Annotated in this window: 17 protein-coding genes; 8 read left to right on the top strand and 9 right to left on the bottom strand. The window is 40.0% G+C overall.

Annotated elements, in window-relative coordinates; all coding sequences use genetic code 11:
• Nucleotides 1–3 precede the first annotated feature (3 nt).
• Nucleotides 4–1,410, bottom strand: coding sequence for a DHA2 family efflux MFS transporter permease subunit (locus PQ477_RS12195; RefSeq protein WP_274272001.1), 1,407 nt, complete (start codon nucleotides 1,408–1,410; stop codon nucleotides 4–6).
• A gap of 22 nt (nucleotides 1,411–1,432) precedes the next feature.
• Entirely contained in the window at nucleotides 1,433–1,867 is a 435-nt protein-coding gene (locus PQ477_RS12190) for a GNAT family N-acetyltransferase (protein ID WP_035393084.1), read from the bottom strand.
• Between the two features lie 90 nt (nucleotides 1,868–1,957).
• Between PQ477_RS12190 and PQ477_RS12185 the strand changes: the two genes are divergently transcribed.
• Nucleotides 1,958–2,410, top strand: coding sequence for a MarR family winged helix-turn-helix transcriptional regulator (locus tag PQ477_RS12185; protein WP_144558265.1), 453 nt, complete (start codon nucleotides 1,958–1,960; stop codon nucleotides 2,408–2,410).
• 33 nt (nucleotides 2,411–2,443) lie between these two features.
• Here PQ477_RS12185 and PQ477_RS12180 read toward each other — a convergent pair whose 3' ends face one another.
• The 3 genes from PQ477_RS12180 to PQ477_RS12170 form a co-directional block, all read right to left on the bottom strand.
• Nucleotides 2,444–2,962 carry a phosphotransferase gene (locus PQ477_RS12180; protein ID WP_274273573.1) on the bottom strand — a complete coding sequence of 173 codons (519 nt, stop codon included), beginning with the start codon at nucleotides 2,960–2,962 and terminating at the stop codon, nucleotides 2,444–2,446.
• Between the two features lie 15 nt (nucleotides 2,963–2,977).
• Nucleotides 2,978–3,421 carry an aminoglycoside phosphotransferase/kinase family protein gene (locus tag PQ477_RS12175; RefSeq protein WP_274271999.1) on the bottom strand — a complete coding sequence of 148 codons (444 nt, stop codon included), beginning with the start codon at nucleotides 3,419–3,421 and terminating at the stop codon, nucleotides 2,978–2,980.
• Nucleotides 3,422–3,569: 148 nt separating this feature from the next.
• Nucleotides 3,570–4,472 (bottom strand): AraC family transcriptional regulator, encoded by a 903-nt coding sequence (locus PQ477_RS12170; protein ID WP_274271998.1) that lies wholly within the window; start codon nucleotides 4,470–4,472, stop codon nucleotides 3,570–3,572.
• Nucleotides 4,473–4,633: 161 nt separating this feature from the next.
• On the opposite strand from PQ477_RS12170, the gene PQ477_RS12165 reads away from it, so the two are divergent.
• The 3 genes from PQ477_RS12165 to PQ477_RS12155 all read left to right on the top strand — a co-directional run bounded on the left by PQ477_RS12165 (nucleotide 4,634) and on the right by PQ477_RS12155 (nucleotide 6,194).
• Nucleotides 4,634–4,894: an Atu4866 domain-containing protein gene (locus PQ477_RS12165; protein WP_060704886.1), complete on the top strand. Its 261-nt coding sequence runs from the start codon at nucleotides 4,634–4,636 to the stop codon at nucleotides 4,892–4,894.
• Nucleotides 4,895–4,906: 12 nt separating this feature from the next.
• Entirely contained in the window at nucleotides 4,907–5,635 is a 729-nt protein-coding gene (locus tag PQ477_RS12160) for an SDR family oxidoreductase (protein WP_144558261.1), read from the top strand.
• Nucleotides 5,636–5,891: 256 nt separating this feature from the next.
• Nucleotides 5,892–6,194, top strand: a complete 303-nt coding sequence (locus PQ477_RS12155) for a hypothetical protein (RefSeq protein ID WP_274271996.1) — start codon at nucleotides 5,892–5,894, stop codon at nucleotides 6,192–6,194.
• Between the two features lie 29 nt (nucleotides 6,195–6,223).
• Here the strand turns inward: PQ477_RS12155 and PQ477_RS12150 are convergent, their stop codons facing one another.
• Nucleotides 6,224–6,604: an NUDIX hydrolase gene (locus tag PQ477_RS12150; protein WP_274273572.1), complete on the bottom strand. Its 381-nt coding sequence runs from the start codon at nucleotides 6,602–6,604 to the stop codon at nucleotides 6,224–6,226.
• A gap of 473 nt (nucleotides 6,605–7,077) precedes the next feature.
• On the opposite strand from PQ477_RS12150, the gene PQ477_RS12145 reads away from it, so the two are divergent.
• Nucleotides 7,078–8,295 carry a CynX/NimT family MFS transporter gene (locus PQ477_RS12145; protein WP_144558256.1) on the top strand — a complete coding sequence of 406 codons (1,218 nt, stop codon included), beginning with the start codon at nucleotides 7,078–7,080 and terminating at the stop codon, nucleotides 8,293–8,295.
• A gap of 59 nt (nucleotides 8,296–8,354) precedes the next feature.
• On the opposite strand, the gene addA is transcribed toward PQ477_RS12145, so the two are convergent.
• Together addA and addB are read right to left on the bottom strand one after the other, a co-directional pair.
• Nucleotides 8,355–12,035 (bottom strand): helicase-exonuclease AddAB subunit AddA, encoded by a 3,681-nt coding sequence (gene addA, locus PQ477_RS12140; protein ID WP_274271995.1) that lies wholly within the window; start codon nucleotides 12,033–12,035, stop codon nucleotides 8,355–8,357.
• Complete coding sequence (gene addB / locus PQ477_RS12135) at nucleotides 12,028–15,474, bottom strand: helicase-exonuclease AddAB subunit AddB (protein ID WP_274271993.1); 3,447 nt, start codon at nucleotides 15,472–15,474, stop codon at nucleotides 12,028–12,030. Before addB ends, addA begins: the two co-directional genes overlap by 8 nt.
• Before the next feature lie 224 nt (nucleotides 15,475–15,698).
• Between addB and PQ477_RS12130 the strand changes: the two genes are divergently transcribed.
• The 3 genes from PQ477_RS12130 to PQ477_RS12120 all read left to right on the top strand — a co-directional run bounded on the left by PQ477_RS12130 (nucleotide 15,699) and on the right by PQ477_RS12120 (nucleotide 18,776).
• Nucleotides 15,699–16,961, top strand: coding sequence for a hemolysin family protein (locus PQ477_RS12130; RefSeq protein WP_490723214.1), 1,263 nt, complete (start codon nucleotides 15,699–15,701; stop codon nucleotides 16,959–16,961).
• A gap of 133 nt (nucleotides 16,962–17,094) precedes the next feature.
• Nucleotides 17,095–17,952 (top strand): phosphotransferase family protein, encoded by an 858-nt coding sequence (locus tag PQ477_RS12125; protein ID WP_274271992.1) that lies wholly within the window; start codon nucleotides 17,095–17,097, stop codon nucleotides 17,950–17,952.
• Between the two features lie 110 nt (nucleotides 17,953–18,062).
• The gene (locus tag PQ477_RS12120; protein ID WP_274271991.1) at nucleotides 18,063–18,776 is read left to right on the top strand and encodes a TspO-related membrane protein; all 714 of its coding nucleotides are present in this window, start codon (nucleotides 18,063–18,065) and stop codon (nucleotides 18,774–18,776) included.
• A gap of 51 nt (nucleotides 18,777–18,827) precedes the next feature.
• On the opposite strand, the gene PQ477_RS12115 is transcribed toward PQ477_RS12120, so the two are convergent.
• Nucleotides 18,828–19,436, bottom strand: coding sequence for a hypothetical protein (locus PQ477_RS12115; protein ID WP_144558247.1), 609 nt, complete (start codon nucleotides 19,434–19,436; stop codon nucleotides 18,828–18,830).
• Nucleotides 19,437–19,536: the final 100 nt, after the last annotated feature.

Raw genomic sequence — 19,536 nt, 5'->3', positions numbered from 1 at the left:
CTCCTACAAAAGTGTATTGTTTGATCGACTACGATTTTTTGTGAAGAGGACAAGCAGTAAAGCGATTAGGGAAAGAACACCCATTGTAGCAAAAGCCATTGAGAGACCCATTAATGTTCCCTCAATATAAGAGTATTCCGGCTGTGCCGCTCGAATACTTACAACAGTAGTTAAAATTGTAACGCCAAGAGCGGCTGCAAATTGTTTGACTGTGTTTACGATAGCTGTACCATGTGGAAGATCTTCTTGCTTTAAAGCATTCATGGCGATAGCGGTTGCCGGTGTCATCACAATCCCAACGGCTCCCATAAATAAGCTAAAACAAACAATCATAGCGATTACAGTTGTGTCTGCCCCCATTATCGCAAACCACATAAATGTCACTGCCATAACAGAATAGCCAATGATTCCGAGTACTTTGCCACCGTATTGATCAAACCACTTTCCAGCTAGAAAAGACGTTACTGATAGGAGCAATGTGCCAGGCAACAGGGTCATACCAGAAATAAAAGCAGACCGCTCTTGAACATCTTGAATGAATAGCGGGAGTAGGGTTTCTGTTGATAGCAGTAAGATCGAAATGACAAACGACAATAACGTGCCGTGAACAAACCATTTTAAACGAAACAGCCGTAAATTTAACATCGGTTGATCAGATACAAGTTGTGTCCAAATAAACGTCGTTAGCGCTAGCATACCGATTACTGCAGGTATGATCACATACATACTGGCTAGTCCGTAGACACTGAAATTACTAATAGCCAGAATGGTACCAGCGAAGCCAATTGCTGAAAAAAACAGCGACGGTATGCTTAACCTCGCCTGCCCTTTCTCTGTAATGTTTTGCATGAATATACTATTTAAGACGAAAAGGGCAATCGCTAGGGGAAGTACGAGCCAAAATAAAAACCGCCAGCTTGATAAATCAACGACATAGCCTGCAATGGACGGCCCTATTGCAGGTGCTACATTCACAACCATGGTCATAAGGCCCATCGCATAGCCACGTTTTTCAATTGGGTAAACGAGCAAGAGAATGGTTTGTACGAGAGGAAGCATCATCCCAGCACCAACTGCTTGAATGACTCTTGCTACAATGAGAAGCGTAAACGTTTGTGCGAAAATCGCTAACAGGGTTCCCATTATAAAGAACGAAATGGCTACGAACGTTAACGTACGGGCTTGAAATCTTCCCATGAAATAACCCATTGTTGGGATTAACGTTGTTGTCGTTAACAGAAAGGACGTGGTTAACCACTGTACTTGGGTCGCGTTAATCGAGAAATCTTCCATAATTTGCGGAAATGCCGTAATAAGCAAAAATTGATTGAGCAAAAACAAAAAAGATGCTGAAAGAATGGAAGCAACAAGCATCTTTTTTCGAAAGGGCGTTAGGAACTCAACTGACATACATCCCCCCTCCTTTTTTCATTCATTGAAACGTTTTTTCCATTTTCACGTGAGGAATGCCATCTTCTTTAAACACGTCAGAGGTTGTTACGTAACCAAGCTTTTCATAAAATCCTTCTGCATGTGTTTGACCATGTAAAAGCGCTCTCACACAACCCATTTCTCTAGCGATTTCCTCTAGTAGCGCAATAATCTCTTTTCCTAACCCGTGCTTCCGGTATTCTTTAAGCAGGCAAATTCGCTCTAACTTCGCTTTTCCTTCTACTTGACGAACTCTTCCCGTACCTACTGGTTTTTCGTTATAATAAACTAAAACATGTGTACAAGGGGACGTTAAATCATCAAAGGAGTCAAATTCATCTTCTATTGGACAATGTTGTTCGTCAACAAAAACGGTCTTTCTAATAGAAAAAGCAAGCTCTAACTGTTCTTGATTAACAATAATGTGTTTAGTCATAATTGAATCCTCATTTCTTTCTCATGTACTCTCAATCTAACGTACCGTATTTTTGTTGTATTTGCAACAAAAAATGAAAGGAGTTTTTCTATGAAAGAAATTCTTCGCGAAATAGGAACCATTGCTCGTGCGCTTGATTCAATAAGCAATATTGAATTTAAAGAGATTGATCTCACTAAGGGCCAATACCTTTACTTAATTCGAATTTATGAACACCCTGGGTCTATTCAAGAAAAGATTGCCGAAATGTTAAAAGTGGATCGAACGACTGCAGCCAGAGCGATTACGAAACTGGAAAATCAAGGATTTATCTATAAACAAGAAGATCCATCTAATCGAAAAATAAAAAAGCTTTTCCCCACTAAGCGAGGAAAAGAGGTGTATCAATTTTTACTTAGAGAAAATAACCATTCAGAGGCGGTCGCTTTAAAGGGGTTATCATCTACCGAAGTAGAAACCCTCTTTAACCTACTTCAAACCGTGCGTAAAAATATTGATGTGGACTGGAATGAAGTGAAAAAAGGCAACAAACGTGGCTATTGAACTTCTAAGAGAGAAGGGACTGATCCTTTTCTCTTAGACAGCTAACGCTTTTAATTCCTCAACAAGCTCCTTTGTAATCAAGTACTGAAGATGATTTTGTTCAATCTTTATGCGATACAGATTAAACAGACGCTCTTCCTCTTCACCTCGCACCTCATGGCCATAGATATGCATGAGCAAGTAATCCGCTACTTCCTTTAATCGGAACATAAGCAGCAGATGGTCTAGATAAGAAGGCGGTAGCGAGCATTCTCGAGCGTATCCTTGAAAGATTGCTTTTGTTAGTTCATGAACATATTTCACAATGCTTCCATTTCCATCAAAGGAATATTCCATTGCACTATAAACCGGCACAACTAAATCAAACAGTAAAAAATGCTTCTCACAATCTTGGTAATCAATAAGGGTGAGTTTATTACTCTCTACCAAAACATTCTCCAACCATACATCTCCATGAACGAGTCCGTATGTATCGTTCGTTTTTGGCACTGCTTCAAGATCACGAAAAATGCTTTCCATTGTCTCTCGTACTCTCTTTTCTACTTTCGGTATGTATTTCCTCCAATTTTATTCATCATTCATGTGCCAATCATTAATGGCCCGCGTATTTCCTTGATACAATTTAGACATTGAATGAATCCGTCCAATCTCTTCTCCTAATCGTTCAAACGTCTCCTTATTCCATTCCTTTTTTTTTGCATGCTCACCTGGTGCTGCCCGATATACAACCATGCGTATTTCTTTATCTTTATAAGTGATTGATTCAATTGAACGATCTCTTTTCGAAAACAGAACTTCCGGTGCAGCCAGCCCTTTATCATGTAGCCAAACGGTCCAGTCTACTTCTGCTTGCTGCTCTACTATCGTTTTATAATTTGTTACGCGAACAAAATAACGCTTATGACCACTTGAACATGAAAACATTTCGTTTGTAACGGCCTTCACCTGATCCATATTCAGTTCATACGATTCCCTTAATGCTTGCTTTAACAGCTTTTCAAAATGTATCACTCCCTTTGGCGTAATCGTACTTTCTCTGCCATACAAATACTTTCTATAAAATAATCTGGTGCTTTGCTATGTGATTGGATCTCCTCAAAGGTCATCGATGAAATGATGACTAACTAAGTGATGAAATGCTAGGTAGCATGTTCATCCGTTATTTATTAGCACTTAAATATCGTTTTAAATCTTTCATTGGTGGTTGACCAAATAATCGGGAATATTCACGGCTGAATTGTGAAGGGCTTTCATAACCAACACGAAATCCAGCAGTTGCTGCGTCGGTTTCGCTAGATAGTATTAAACGCCGAGCCTCTTGTAGCCTCAACTGTTTTTGATATTGCAAGGGGCTTAATTTCGTCACTCTTTTGAAATGGTCATGCAGCGATGAAGAACTCATATTAATAGACAAAGCTAGTTCTTCCATCGATAACGCCTTTGTAAAATCCTGTTTTATCCGGTTAATAACTTGCGCAATCTTTTGTCCGTGTCCCCCAACGATGGCAATCTGTTTAATCGAATCACTATTATCATCTTCAAGTAATCGATAAAGGATTTCTTGAATCATTAGAGGGGCAAGAACCGGAATGTCTTTTGGCGTATCGAGCAAACGCACAAGTCTTAACACAGCTTCAAACATTTCGGCTTTTGTCTGATTCACGAATAGTCCTGGTTTAGAGTTTGACTTTTTACTGAGCGCTTGATCTGTATTCATCATTAGATCAACGATTTGCTTTTGTTCAAAATCTAAACGAAGACACAAATAGGGGCTTTCCGGAGTGGCAGTAATGATTTCACCAGAAATAGGTAAATCAAATGATACAACTAAGTAATGAGAAGCATCATATTGATACCGATCTTGTGCAAGCACCACGATTTTTTCTCCTTGTGCAACAATACATAAAGCTGGTTCATGAATGGTATGGATTGGTGTTGACTTAAAAGAAGATCGAATGAAATAAAGTTGAGGAATCCCCGTAAAATGAACCCCGTCATTCTCACAATGTCGGTGAATGATATGTGAGAGTTCCACCTGTTGTTCTTTTATATGATTGTTCATCCAAACAACTCCTACCGCTAAGTAATTACTTAAATTATATTCCTTTTATTCAAACTCGTACAATAATTATTTCTGGAGGATTAGGCAATAACCCAACCCGAATAGGCTACCGGGTCTGTTCCTCATTAAGATACGATGAAACGAGTAGGAGGTGATTAAGCTTGTCTCAATCATTAAATAGCAGCGCCTATATTGGGATTTGGGTCACAGAAGACGGATACATTCGCCATGAGCTTTTAGCCAATGGACGTTATGATGAGGCCCGCGGCTCGAAACAAAGTGCCTATCAAGGTCATTATACGGTTAATGGAAATCAGATTGATTACATCGATGATACGGGGTTTACCGCTGATGGAGAATTTCGAAATGGAATTCTCTATCACGCTGGAATGGTTTTATACCGGGAGACTAACAGAAAATGAGGTGCAAAGAAGATGTCTACAATTAAAGAGAAAGTCATCATGATTACTGGAGCGAGCAGCGGTATTGGTGAAGCTACAGCACGCCTACTTGCCCAAGAAGGCGCACATGTGGTTTTAGGAGCAAGGCGCACTGACAATCTTAAAGCGATCGCGAACGATATCATTCGTGAGGGTGGATCAGCCGATTATCGACGGTTAGATGTCACAAACAAAGAAGAAATGAATGAATTTGTCACCTATGTGAATAGCCGCTATGGACAAGTCGACGTCCTTATTAACAATGCCGGAGTGATGCCCCTTTCAAAGCTAGCAGCCTTAAAAACCGATGAATGGAATCAAATGGTTGATGTGAATATTCGTGGTGTTCTTCACGGCATTGCAGCTGGACTCCCAATCATGAATAAACAAAAATTCGGTCACTTTATCAATGTATCATCCATTGGTGCGCATGAAGTTTCCCCTACCGCAGCAGTTTACTGCGCTACTAAATTTGCAGTTCGAGCGCTCTCTGAAGGACTTCGAATGGAGACTGGGCCAAACATTCGTGTCACAAACATTGCGCCAGGCGTAACGGAGTCTGAGCTTGCCGAAAGTATTTCCGATGAAGAAGCGAAACAGGTCATGAAAGAGTACAGAAGGATCTCTTTACCTTCGAATGCAATCGCCCAATCAATTCTTTATGCAATCAAACAACCCGAAAATGTCGATGTGAACGAAATAATCGTCAGACCGACTGCTTAAAATTGATTGTGAAAAATGTGTTACCTTTCCCTCAAACGAGGGTTGCAGACCAATTGCAACCCTCGTTTCTTTACTAAAAAATAAACCGTATCATTTAATCCCCAAAATTGGTCTTATCAGAAATAACAATGATAATTCGTCTAAATCTCTTTTTATAAGACTGGATGGCTATCTCGTATACTATTTTTTTCAAGCACACAACATTACTCTTCCCATCTCTCCAGCTATAACCCCACAACGACAACATTTCTCGAACATGACTGATTTTGAAGTTGATGGAACTACCTTAAATCTCTACTCCAATGAAGATGATGTGTTGAGTATGGCTTCGACCGAATCGAATCAATTTTGGGAAGTGCTGCATGAGCCTGGTTTCAGGTACGGCATCAGTGAAGTGAATCACTTTAATCAAGACGGGGAAAGAGGACTTGTTTTTGCTGAGAGTATTTGGGAAGAACCGATTGCAATTGAGCCAGAACCGAATCGCGGTTATTATGTTGTTGTTTTCGTTTGTAACGGCCTTCACCTGATCCATATTCAGTTCATACGATTCCCTTAATGCTTGCTTTAACAGCTTTTCCAAATGTATCACTCCCTTTGGCGTAATCGTACTTTCTCTGCCATACAAATACTTTCCATAAAATAATCTGGTGCTTTGCTATGTGATTGGATCTCCTCAAAGGTCATCCAATGAATGTCTGCAACCTCATCTGCACTTACGATTGAAGGTTGACTTCCTTCTTCTCGTTCACATAGAAACACAAGGTCAATGACAGGTTTTCCGTTCACTGCAAAAGTCGTATTGCGCACATAGACCATATCGTCTTTCAATTTCAAACCAACTTCTTCTAAAAACTCACGCTGTATCGTTTTTTCTAATACATCTTTATCGATTCCAGATGCATCGACTTTACCACCTACTAATGACAGTAGTCCTCCTGCATGTGCTTCCTTTGAGCTTCTTTCAATAACAAGTCATTTTCCATCATTCCAAACTGCCCCTTCTACATTTACAATGAACATTCCTTTTCCTCAATTCTCAAAAAATTCTTTGGCTTTTTATACACAAAATGGTCTTCAATAAACGATAGAACATCTCCTGTCCCTGGTATTGACAACATACTCTTTGCGTCTTCAAAAGTCAGCCAGCGATACTCACTGTGTTCATTGTTTAACCGCACCTCTGCTGAATCTTTTAGACTGAATAGTTTTAATTATAACATAAAAGAAGTACCCTTATCATTTGTTGACTCGTTTCATTTCATTAAACGAGCGAACATTGATAGCGTTTTCAATGAAGCTGATCTACTCGTTCTATCATGAACCACTGACATTTCCTATTAATGGATGAGCTAAAAGAAAGCTTGATTTCCGTTCTTCCACAGGAGTAAAATGAAGCATTGTGATTCAAAGACGTTTTACTCACTATGAAGGAGATTGATATGCAAAAGCTGCAAACGAACAACAAAGAATCCTATTACACGTTTTTATTACTCGTGTCTATCTTATTGATTGCTGCTACCTTACGATCGCCAATGACTTCGTTTGGACCGTTAATTCCTTTTATAAGAGAAGATTTAGGCATTTCAAATGTAACTATTGGCTTAGTCAATACATTACCGCTGCTTATGTTTGGTTTGTTCTCACCTCTTGTACCAAGAATTTCTCGGAAAACAGGGATGGAATTCATGCTTTTATTCGCTATGATTGTATTAACCATTGGCATTGTGTTCCGCTCCCTCGGATATACACCGTTATTGTTAGTAGGTACCCTTTTTCTCGGTCTTGGTATAGCAGTCGGAAACGTCTTAATGCCTGGTTTAATTAAGCTTAGTTTTCCATTACGAATTGGTGTTATGATGGGCATCTACTCTGTTTCTATGAATCTCTTTGGTGCATTTGCATCCGGCTTATCCGTACCGATAGCTGAATCAAGCGCTTTCAACTGGCAACAGGCTTTGCTTTTATGGGCCATATTATCGGCTATTGCTGTTTTTTTTATTTGCTTACGACTACCTGTTATGTTGTCGTCTCGAAAAAAAGTTCCTGGAAAAGTAGATAACCAACCTTCTCCTTCCATCTTTAAATCGAAGCTCGCTTGGTGCGTTTCGTTGTTTATGGGACTTCAATCGTTCATTCCTTATAGCTTGTTCACTTGGCTACCAGACATCCTACTGAATAAAGGGTTTACAGAAAGTGAGGCAGGCTGGTTTATGGCGTTAATGCAAGTAGGACTCATCCCAGCTACGTTTTTTGTTCCGATTTTTGCAGCTAAATTAAAGAGTCAAACGTGGCTTGCTGTTGCGTCAGGACTATTATTTTTAATAGGACTTGCTGGTGTCGCACTAACCGCATCTTCGTTCACTATACTATTTCTTATTGTTACAGGTATGGGGATGGGGACGACTTTTAGTTTAGCAATGATGTTTTTTGTCTTGCGTACCCATACTGTCGAGCAATCTTCACAGCTTTCTAGTATGGCACAATCAGTTGGTTATATGATTGCCGCTACAGGACCATTCCTTCTTGGATTCATCGCGGACAGTACAAAAAGTTGGACTGTGCCACTCCTGATTCTTATGGCTGCGGCTATCGGCATTTCTTTATTTGGTTATGCTGCTGGCAAGGATCGAAAAATTGACAATCCTACACCTTCTTAAATGATAAAGCGCCTTTCTCAATGAGTCAGGCGCTTTTACCTTTGTACACACAGTTGCCTTTATTTGAATAGTTGAATGTCGATACCGCCATCAAAGAAATACAGCCAGCATTCCTTTACCGGTACATTCCAAATGGCTTCAATTGCTTGCTTGTATTGCGCGATTTGGTGCTCATAACGTTCCTTCAAGACCTTTTCGACCTCTTGTTTCTCTAAGCCAGAAGATTGAATGCGATCGGTTTTATAATCAAGTAAAAACAACTCACCGTTCTCATCCCACCATAACACGTCAATAATTCCTCGAATTAACACGCCGTCTTCTTCTGCTCCCTCTTCTTGAGAGGAGAATTGCTGCTTAGGTTGAACATAGGAAAAAGGCACCTCTCTTTTCACTTTTTTCGAATTGAGTAAACGAGTTCCCACTGATGATTGATGAAAATCAATAATGCGTTGGTATGAGATGGCGCTTCTTTCTTCTTTTTTCAACGCAAGCCGATTTGAAATGGCTTCAATCTCTTGCTTAATATGAGACGGATCCTTTGTCTGAAATGATAGCCTCTGCATAATACGATGCATAAGCGATCCTTTTTCAGTAGAACTTAGCTTCTGATCCCCTTTTAAAAAACGTGGCTCCTTCATCGAATGCATGACGTTTTTCCGAGACGTATTCATTTCCTCATCAAGAGAATACCAGTTGGTTTTTCGTTTTAATTCGGTCACGCTTTGTTTCGCCGCTGTTTTGGTAGCTACAGGATATATATAATTGAAAGCAAGTCGACGCTCCACTTCACACTCCATTCCAGCAGTTCGTCCATCTAATCGTTCTAATTGCTGTAGCAATTGAACTGTTGTATTTGTTGACTGAGGTTGAGTACGTGCTAATGAAGGTACTTCCACCATATCATCGAGCGTCCACTTTGACGGATGCTCCTTCTTGTTAGAAACACGATTCACATCTTCATGTCGGAGAACAACAGGCATGATCCAGTCAAAGAACCGACGAGCCTGCTTGCGCTCATGTAGTGAAAGAGAAGACTCCGCCTGTTCTATCCATGCTTCCAACTTTGCTTCTCTTTCTTTAACACTTCCTAGTAGGAACAGCTTTTCCTTCGCTCTCGTTAGAGCTACATACAGCACACGAAGTTCTTCCGATATTTGCTCTCTTTCTTGCAATTTCTTTATTGCCGCCTCTGCCATTGTAGGGTACTTCACACGTCGTTCTACATCTAAGTAGGTCGAGCCAAATCCTAATGTTTGGTGAATTTGGGTTTGTCGTCTCGTATCCATTAAGTTAAATTGCTTCCACATATCTACTACGAAGACTACTGGAAATTCGAGCCCTTTACTTTTATGGATCGACATTAAGCGAACAACATTCTCTTGCTCACTAATGGTACGTGCACTCTCAAAATCGTCTCCTTGCTCTTCCATCCGCTCAACAAAACGCAGAAACCGAAAGATGCCGCGAAACGATGTATCTTCAAACGCCTTTGCACGATCGTACAAGGCTCGCACGTTGGCTTGTCGTTGCTTTCCTCCAGGCAAACCACCTACAAATACATCGTACCCAGTTTCCGTAAACAGTTCCCAAATAAATGTAGATAACGCAGTCGTTCGTGCTCTCGTCCGCCAATTTTGAAGTTGCTGATTAAAATGAGCAAGCTTCTCCAACCAATTTCCTTCTTGGTTTTCATTTAAAAGAGTGGCCTGCATGGCTTCATAAAAGAACCCTTCTTGATCATGTAGGCGTATACTTGCTAGCTCATCATCTTGGAGTCCGACAATTGGTGAACGCAGTACCGACGCTAACGGAATATCTTGAAAAGGATTATCAATAATTTTCAATAATGACAGCATAATTTGCACTTCTACATGCCGAAAATAGCCTTCATCTCGATCTGAAAAAAGTGGAATACCCGCTCTTTTAAATACGTCCACAAAAACAGGAGACGATGGAAGGGATCTCATTAAAATTGTTATGTCCCGATATTCAATTGGACGCATTTGGTTTTGCCTTTTATCATAAACGAGGTATTTACTCGCTCGTAATTCATTAATTTTATTCGCTGTCCATTTCGCTTCTTTTTCTGCGGATAATTCAAAACCACTGGCGTCGTCCTCATCCTCTTTTTCAAGTAAAGCAACATGAACGTCATAACCTTCGTCTTCTATTCCATAGTCAAGGTTACCGTATTGCAACGCTTGCGTTTGATCATACTCTACTTCCCCTACATGCTTGTCCATCGTCTGTGCAAACACGTAATTAACAGCGTCAAGCACTTCTTTACGGCTACGAAAGTTATGCGCTAAATCAATCCGAATTCCTTTTGCTTCTTTCAGTTTATCCAGAGGGCGCTCTATCTTCGCATACGTTGTTTGTTTCTCAATAAACAAACCCGGTTCCGCCAACCGAAAGCGATAGATGCTCTGTTTAACATCTCCTACCATAAAACGGTTCTCGCCATTTGCGACTAATTGCAAGATTGCTTCTTGGACTTGATTGGTGTCTTGATATTCATCCGTTAACACTTCTTGAAACCGGGCTTTGTATTGCAGTGCAATGGCAGACGGTTCTGCAATTGATTCTTCACTAAGAATGTCGAGAGCAAAGTGTTCAAGGTCATCAAAATCCATCAACGAACGTTCTGCTTTTTCTTCTCGGTACGCTTTAGCGAACTCTTTTACAAGGGTTGTTAACATACGGACACGACCTTGCATCTGTTGTAGGCGCAACCGGTTCTCTTGTGCATCAGTCATTAAAAGTTCTTGGGCTTTTTGCACTAATTTTTTACTATCATCCCGTAGTCCTTTTACTCGTTCCATTAATTGAGGATCGGTTGGATCATCTTTTTTCTTACTAGGTAGACGTTTCCAAGTAAAATCATGCAGCTGTTGATACAACTGATCCCAAGATTGACACTTGGTAAGCCCTTCAAGTGCTACAACCTCTTCTGTTAGTCGTTCATGATAAAAAGCAGGTCCATCACCTCGCTCAGCGAGTTGAAGAGCTCGTGTATGATTGGCAATGGCCCCTGACACAAAGCTAAACACTTCTTCTAAAATGATTTTCCCCCATGGACTTTCGCCTACATCGTCATACGGATGTTCATACATCCTCGCACTCTCATTAAGCCACCTATCTGGATCAGGATGGGACCTGGAACGCGTATATAGTTGTAAAAGGAGCGCTCTTAGACTTGTATCTGAGCGATCTCCACTATATGCTTCTGCCATTGTGTAGAAGTCGGGCATTGTCTCTTTATCCAAGGCGTAATAACGCTCTAGTAACGTTTCTAGCACTTCTTCTTTAAGCAATTCTCTTTCCGTATCATTTGCCAATCGAATCGTCGGATCAACATTAATTTCATAATAATGGGCACGAATGAGTTCAGAACAAAAGGAATGTAGGGTGGATATTGTGGCTCGGTTTAATAAACGGTACTGGCGTTTTAAATAAGGTGAAGGACGAACACTTAACTCCTCTTCTATCCGTTTACCAATACGTGCCTTCATCTCTGCTGCGGCTGCTTTTGTAAATGTTACAACTAGTAATCGATCCATCTCAGCTTCATCATTTGGATCAATCATTCGCTTAACAATTCGTTCAACTAGAACAGCAGTCTTCCCACTACCTGCTGCTGCTGCGACAAGAATATTTCCACCTTTAAGAGAGATCGCCTGCCACTGTTCATCCGTCCAGCTAACATCTGCTGGCTTTTCTTGTAACGTCCATTTAGGCATCTTCACCCTCTCCTTCACCAAGAATGTCGCGCATCTCTTCAAGTGCATCTCGATGCGCTTTCTTATAAATTTCGTTATAGTCATAGCCAGGTAACGTCGGGTCAAATTGACAAACTGCTTGCATTGGACAGAAGCTACAAGCGACATGACCATTCTCACGTTGAAACGGCTTCACCTCTGTTTTTCCACTAACAATGTCATTGCCAATTTCAACAATCTTTTGTTCCGTGTATGCAAAGAGTGTGCGAAAATCATCCTCTGTTACGACTTTTGAGCGACTATGAAAGGTGCCATCTTTTTTAAATTCTACTGGCACAATTTTCGACTTCGCTGCTTCTTCTAGCGACTGATCAAAGAGCGTTGCTAGTTGACGATCCTTAGGCATCCACCCACTTAACTTAAATGCTTTTAGGCGTTCTTCTTCTGCGTGTTCTGCATCTTCTAGCACCGGGTTGTGAATATGGAAGTAGAACATGCCGCCAATTTGTGACGGTTCGTCTAACCATGCTTTGGAACCCTTTAATGCAACCGTTAAATAAACAGGGATTTGCAAGGATAGCCCTTCTATTACGTCAGAGAAAGCAAGCGCTGTTGCACTTGATTTATAATCAATGATACTTAAGTAAGATTGTCCATCAACTTTTGCTTGATCAATCCGATCAATTCTCCCTCGTACGGTCATATTCATACCGTGTTCAAGTGAATACGAAGGGAGGGACAAATTCGTCTGTGGACCAAAGGCAACCTCTAGCCCAATTGTCTCAAACTTCGAGAGTAACGCTTGCTGACGTAGTGCTTCTGTTACGTTTAGCGCAATTTCTTTTAATTTGTCAGTAATATACTGATAATGACTTGTACTTAGTAAAATCTTCCTTTGAATAATAGGAGCGACTTCTTCCACTGCCGCTATTGTCATCTCACGGCACTCGTCGTACGATAGCTTCTTCCATGTCTTATTACGATCCTTTTGCTTTGTGGACATCAATTTCAGCACCATATGAAACAACTCACCGATGTCAAATGCTTCTAATTTATAAACATCTCTTTCTTTTAATTTCAACCCATATTGACTAAAATGTCGGAACGAACATTGCTTAAATAATTCCATACGACTTACGCTCATCACGAGCTCCGAACCATATAAGTCCCTTGCTTTTTCGATGGGCAATGGCACTTCTTTATATGCATAATCTAGGCTTTGCAACCCCATTTTCAAACGACTCTGCCAATGTTCCTGCTGAATGAACCAGTGGTACACGTCCCACCAAATGGAATCAATTGTTTCACCCTGCTTCCATTTTTGAAGCTGACGGATGAGTTCCATAAAAGCTTGCTTCGGATGTGATACATATTCAATCGAATGATTCTCATTAACTGCATCGGCCTCATTTTGGACAAAGGTGAATGGAACAGAATCAAGTGTGTCTTTTATATAGCGAATGAGCGGGGAAGGTAATAAGGCTGCCCCTTCCTCATCAGCTAAAGCATAAGAGACAACCAGTTTTTCTTCCGCATTTGTTTGCGCTATATACGCATAAAAATGTTCATGCCAAATTCGATCAAACGAGCTATAACCGAAAGAGACGCCCTTTTCTTTAAGTTCATGGCGCTCCTGTGCACTAACAATCCCTTTGTCTCTAGGCGTTGATGGAATCACACCTTCATTTACACCGATGACAAATGTTACGCGTACTTTTGGCAAGCGGGATCGCTCCATATCACCGACTGTTACTTGATCAATCGCCGGTGGCACCATTCGAAAGCTCATATTCTCAAAACCAGCATTTAATGTCTTAAGAAACGCTTGGGGCGTTGTGGCATTGTCTCCACCAATTTCAACAAGCTGATCTAGAATTCGTATGACTCCGTCCCACACTTGTTGATATTCACTACCTAGTTGAATAGCCCCTTCCGCTTCCGCTTGTTCTTTTACCTGATTTATCTTGTCAGGAATAGATAAAGCTTCAAAGAAGGTATAAAGGGCTCGACTCATCTCGAAAATAGTTTTACTTTGCTTTATCTGCTTCTCTAACTGATTAAGAGGTGCGATTAATTGGTTTTTCAATTCATTTACAGCGTGATTCGTTTCCATTTCTTCCTCTGTTGGCTCATCCTCATATCCATGTCGTGCGGTTTTCACTCGCCATTCTACATCCGTTGACCATAACTTTCCTTTTATTCCCTGCGCGAGAACAATCGTTTCTAACTGATCAATTTGTTCGCGAAAGCGTATCGAATCTTCATCAAGTGGAATAAATAAATCGGTTTTGAAAGCACGAAAAAGCGCTTCATAAGGATAACGCTGCATGATAGCTTCTAAGGAAGAGCGAATAAACTCAATTAATGGATGATGAATCATTGGCTTTGTCTGGTCAACGAAAAACGGCAGGTCATACATCGGAAAGATTCGTTCAATTAAATCACTGTAAAGAGTTAAGTCCCTGGTTACAACGGCAATGTCTGAATATCGATAGCCTTCCGTTCGTACATAAGACCGAATGGAACGGGCAAGTGCATCTATTTCAACCCGTCGATTTACCGCTTCTACTAACTGGACACTGCCGTCATTTTCTCGCTTTTCGTGATCTTGATACACGAGCGCTTCTTCTAATGATGCAATGCCTTTTCTCTTAAATCGCAAGCTCGGTTCAAACCAACTCGTTTTATAAGATAAACCTTGTTGTTGAAGCGTTTCTACTAACCTTTGATAGGTCTCATTCGTGTAGAAAAACGTATCCAATGTTGCATCCTTGTCTAACGTTAATGCAATCTGTACAGACGATGCCTCTTTAAACAGTGTCGTTAAAAACCGACGCTCTAGCTTATTAAAATCATAGAACCCGTCCACATAAATGACCGCATCTTTTACAACATTTGACGTTGCCAATACGTCCGTAGCATGCTTAAGTTGATTTTCTTTGTCCGTAAACCGCTGTTGAAAAGCTTGTTCAAACCCTTTATAGACGATATAGATATCATGCATTTTGTCTTGAATCAATTGTGACTGATTCCTACTTGCTTTATAAAACGCATCTGCGGTTAGTTCTTGCTGACGGAGCTCTATAATGACTTGTTCCATCTCTTGAACAAAACCGGTTGCATGACTTGAACGCTTAAAAATCCGCAACTTTTCCTTTTGTTCTTCAACGATTTTCCTAAGCAAAACGTGCATGCCTGTTCGGTCAAGCAACGGTAGCTCTTGTTGATCCGTTTCTACAAGAATTCTTTCTGCTAATGACTGCAAGCTTAGAACACTTAACTTAGAAAATCCTCCTGACTTTTTTGCAAGCTCATATTCAACTTGGAAAGACATTTGATCTGGAACAAGAAACAGCTGTTCAGGCCCTTCAATAGGAAAGCGATTTAGCTGGTCGATCGCTTCTTTTTTAAGTTTCGTCGACTTACCACTGCCACTTCTTCCGAGATAAAAGTGAATCACGCTACCGACTCCATTTCGTTTCAAACTTTTCTTCATCTTACCATGAATCTACTTGAACACTATATCCCTTTTAACCACAACTACATTACGTATAAACGTTTTTAAATAACGAACACTAACGAAAACATTCTATTCTTCATTCTTTTCATCTGCCTGTTTTCTTGGTACAATGGTTCATTACTGAAGTCTGTTACAACTGACAACTTAAAATTGGAGGAAACATCTTGATATTCGTTGCGATTATCCTTTTATTTATTGCATCAAGTTTCTTTTCTGGTAGTGAAACGGCTCTAACTGCAACAAATAAAATTAAACTACAAACGAAAGCGGCTCAAGGAGATAAAAAATCCGAGCGTTTATTAAAGCTAGTAAATAACGCGGAAGAATTCATTCCAGGCATCCTTATTGCAAATAACGTCCCAAATATTATTCTTCCATCACTTGTAACCATTGTTGCCATTGATTATGGGTTAAATGTCGGTATTGCGACTGGTGTATTAACAGTCTTAATTATCATTTTCGCAGAAGTACTCCCTAAATCTGTGGCTGCGGCTTACCCACAGAAAATTTCCTATGCTGTATACCCGCTTACCAATTTATTACTGAAAATTTTAAAGCCTTTTACCTTTCTTCTTAATGCATTCACACGTCTTGTCATTCGATTGCTTGGCAAAAATGCCGGGACAGAAGCGACTTTTTCGAAAGAGGAAATGCGTGCAATGGTGGATATTGGTCATATAGAAGGTACGTTCAAAAATGATGAAGTGTATCGTTTAAAAGGGATGCTCGACTTTGAACAGCTAAATGTGGCAGATGTTCTACAAACACCACGAATCGACGTACAAGGATTACCAGCCGACAGTACATTTGAAGAAGCAAAAGAAATCATATTGAACAACCAATATACACGATACCCTGTTTACGAAGAGGATATTGACCATATAATCGGTGTCTTCCATTCAAAGTTTGTATTGAAATGGAGCCAAGAACCCACAAAACCCCTTAAAGAAATGGCAGATTTACAGCCACTCTATGTCTATGAATTTCATCCAGTCAACCGTGTCTTCCAAAAAATGTTACAAGAAAAGAAGCATTTTGCCATTGTATTAGACGAATACGGTGGGACAGAAGGGATCATTACACATGAAGATTTAATTGAAGCGATGATTGGCCAAGATATTGAAGATGAAACAGATGTTGACGATGTCTTAATTGAAGAACAGTCAGACTCACGTCTTGTCTGCGACGGCAAAATCTCCCTTCGTCGATTAAATAACGTCTTTCATGTCAACATCCCAGAAGAAGAAGATAATCTAGCCAGTTTCCTGATTCAGCAATTCGGCTATTTGCCTACAGCTGGAGAACAACTTGATTATAAGGAACTACGCTTCGAGATCTTGGATATGGACGACAAAAAAGTAGATCGCGTTCAACTTACTAAAAAAATTGATCCTATGCTCAATAATACAAACAGCCGAGGTAGCTAGCTTGGCTGTTTCTTTTTACAATTATTTCAGAAGATACATGGTCTGCTTTATACGTAGAAACAGTAGTCGACAACCATGTCCAAATAACCTGCTATGTGATTAACTGAAGATAAGTCGAAAGGAGTGCAACATTATGGACAATACCTATGCTGCTTTATTAACACAAGCCAGAGAAGATCTTTTGCTTTTTAATGAAAAAAAGAAACCAAATGCTGAGACTGATTTTACACACCCAACGTTAGGGAAGCCGTTTGCGTTTGGGAATACAGCTACTCTCTACCGCCAAGGAAATTTCGCTATCAAATTATACCATCCTCATTTACCCGCTGAAGAAGTTGAAAAAGAATATCGAAATCATCATTTTGCACATCAACTTAATCTCTTTGTTCCTGGTGTTCACCGCATTACCTCGTATCAACTACAACACGCTTTAATTCTTGACTATGTGGATGGAGAACCATTGGGTACAGATTGCTGGAAAGCTCTAGACACATTGGATCAATGTATGTTAACCGCAGTTAAGCAACAACATCACCTACATAGAATCCCACTAAAAAAGACAGAAAAAATAGAATTAATGCCACAAAAGATAGAACGCCAAATTCATCAAGTAGATGATCTCTCTTCCTCCAGAAAGCATCATCTCCTAAATCTTTTACAACAGCTCGTCGAATCATCGACTTCCCAGAGTCTCTGTCATGGAGATTTTCATTTCTTTAATCTGATTAAAACAAAAAAAGGAATAAGTATGATCGATTGGGTAGATGCGAGTATTGGCTTTCCCTGCGCTGATGCCTGTCGCTCTTACTTACTGTACGCAAGCATTTCTAAAGCGCTGGCCACACTTTACTTATACCTTTACTGTGCGAAAGGGAATTTAAATGAAGAAGAAGTATTAAATTGGCTTCCCATCCTTGCGTGTGCACGTTTATCTGAAAATGTTGCCTCTGATTCCAAGGAACAATTACATAGGTGGATGAATGAAAAGTAACTTAATAGAACAATTATGGCTGTTTCATTAAAAAATATTTACAATCCGACGTTTATGTCGAAATAAAAGGGTGAATATAGATAAATAGGAATAGTAGAAGGAGGGCCACCATGAAACAAACCACACGCTTAGGCGTTATCTATTTACTCTTTTTTGCTTTTATGATTGTGACAAATTATATGTCTGCGACAAATGTTGGCACTGTTGCGAATCAAGATCAAGCATTGATTCAACCCGCAGGATTTGCTTTTTCCATTTGGGGAATTATTTATTTTCTCTTATTCATTTGGATTATGCGTATCTTCTTTGTGAATCGCTGGAGCGGAGAGATTTACACCCGCATTGGTTATTGGTTGCCAGCGAACTTTCTTTTAAATAGTTTATGGATTATTGCATTTACACAGGAATGGGTCTTCCTGTCGGTCATTATTATTATTGGATTGCTACTCACATTAATTGTCATTTACTTCAAGATCAATCGTCTTGATTTTCGCTGGTACGATCGCTTGCCTTTCTCCATCTATCTCGGCTGGGTATCTGTTGCTACCATTGTCAATATATTTACATGGTTTGTACAAAGCGATACCACAACCTTTTTAGGATTGAGTGAAGTACCATGGACGATCATTATGCTTCTCGTTGGGACATTACTTGCTGTCATGATTGCTTTTTCATATCGAGATATCTTTTATCCTCTCGTGTTCATATGGGCTTATTCAGCGATTGTAGTAGAGAACAGTATGCCAAGTATTATCGTCGTAACCGTCCTCTGTATTGCCATCCAACTTGCGCTGGTTGTCTTTATCCTGCTTCGCAAAAAATAAAAAAAACCAAAGGTCTACTTTACTTGAGGCCTTTGGTTTTTTTTATTTTTCTTATTTTCCTTTCAATCGAACCATCATTCCAAGGCCCCAACAATAAAAGACGAAGTAGAATAAGCGTTGGAGTAACCCACCCCATTCAATTGGAAGAAAAGCGACAGCTATAATGCCTACTTTGATTATCGTCAATAGTCCTGCACTTATAATGGTTAGCATTTTTCCTTTATTTAGTTTTACACTGATACAGAAAAGAGCAGGTGCCACTACGATCATTACTAACGCCGGATACGTATGCCATTCAAAACTTACATTTGCTGGTATAACGCTAAAGCTATAGCCCACTGCAAAAAGGAACAGGCAAGCAAACCCAACTCTTCCTATTCTGCTCAACTCTAGTCTTTCTTTCACACTCCACAACCCTATTAAAAGAACCATTCCAGTTAAAAGAAAAAGACTATTTACAATTGGTGCGTGCGGTGAGCAAATAAAATAGTCAGCCCACGGATAAGTGCCTACACCGCACTCTGTTATTCCTAAGTCACTCATTGGTTGTGATAAATAAGAATACGGGGCAAGAGAAGCTCGAATGGCAAACGGCTCATAAACGAAATAACTGAGCAAGACAATCCAGCTTACTACACCGACCCTAAAAGGAATTTTCATGTTAGTCCCTCTTTTCTTAGACTATTACCTGTATCTTTTTTCTGTAAACTTTTAGTAAATTTCAAGGACTCTACCGAGACGCATCGAATCTATCTACTAG

This window comes from Shouchella hunanensis (assembly GCF_028735875.1).
Classification (GTDB): domain Bacteria; phylum Bacillota; class Bacilli; order Bacillales; family Bacillaceae_D; genus Shouchella; species Shouchella hunanensis.
Note: the sequence above shows the minus strand (reverse complement) of the source record. Positions and strands in the feature narration are given on the sequence as shown.

Coding starts and splice junctions, on each gene's coding strand:
- PQ477_RS12195 (WP_274272001.1), bottom strand. CDS start 1,410: ATGTCAGTTGAGTTCCTAACGCCCTTTCGAAAAAAGATGCTTGTTGCT.
- PQ477_RS12190 (WP_035393084.1), bottom strand. CDS start 1,867: ATGACTAAACACATTATTGTTAATCAAGAACAGTTAGAGCTTGCTTTT.
- PQ477_RS12185 (WP_144558265.1), top strand. CDS start 1,958: ATGAAAGAAATTCTTCGCGAAATAGGAACCATTGCTCGTGCGCTTGAT.
- PQ477_RS12170 (WP_274271998.1), bottom strand. CDS start 4,472: ATGAACAATCATATAAAAGAACAACAGGTGGAACTCTCACATATCATT.
- PQ477_RS12160 (WP_144558261.1), top strand. CDS start 4,907: ATGTCTACAATTAAAGAGAAAGTCATCATGATTACTGGAGCGAGCAGC.
- PQ477_RS12155 (WP_274271996.1), top strand. CDS start 5,892: ATGACTGATTTTGAAGTTGATGGAACTACCTTAAATCTCTACTCCAAT.
- PQ477_RS12145 (WP_144558256.1), top strand. CDS start 7,078: ATGCAAAAGCTGCAAACGAACAACAAAGAATCCTATTACACGTTTTTA.
- addA (WP_274271995.1), bottom strand. CDS start 12,035: ATGCCTAAATGGACGTTACAAGAAAAGCCAGCAGATGTTAGCTGGACG.
- PQ477_RS12125 (WP_274271992.1), top strand. CDS start 17,095: ATGGACAATACCTATGCTGCTTTATTAACACAAGCCAGAGAAGATCTT.
- PQ477_RS12120 (WP_274271991.1), top strand. CDS start 18,063: ATGAAACAAACCACACGCTTAGGCGTTATCTATTTACTCTTTTTTGCT.
- PQ477_RS12115 (WP_144558247.1), bottom strand. CDS start 19,436: ATGAAAATTCCTTTTAGGGTCGGTGTAGTAAGCTGGATTGTCTTGCTC.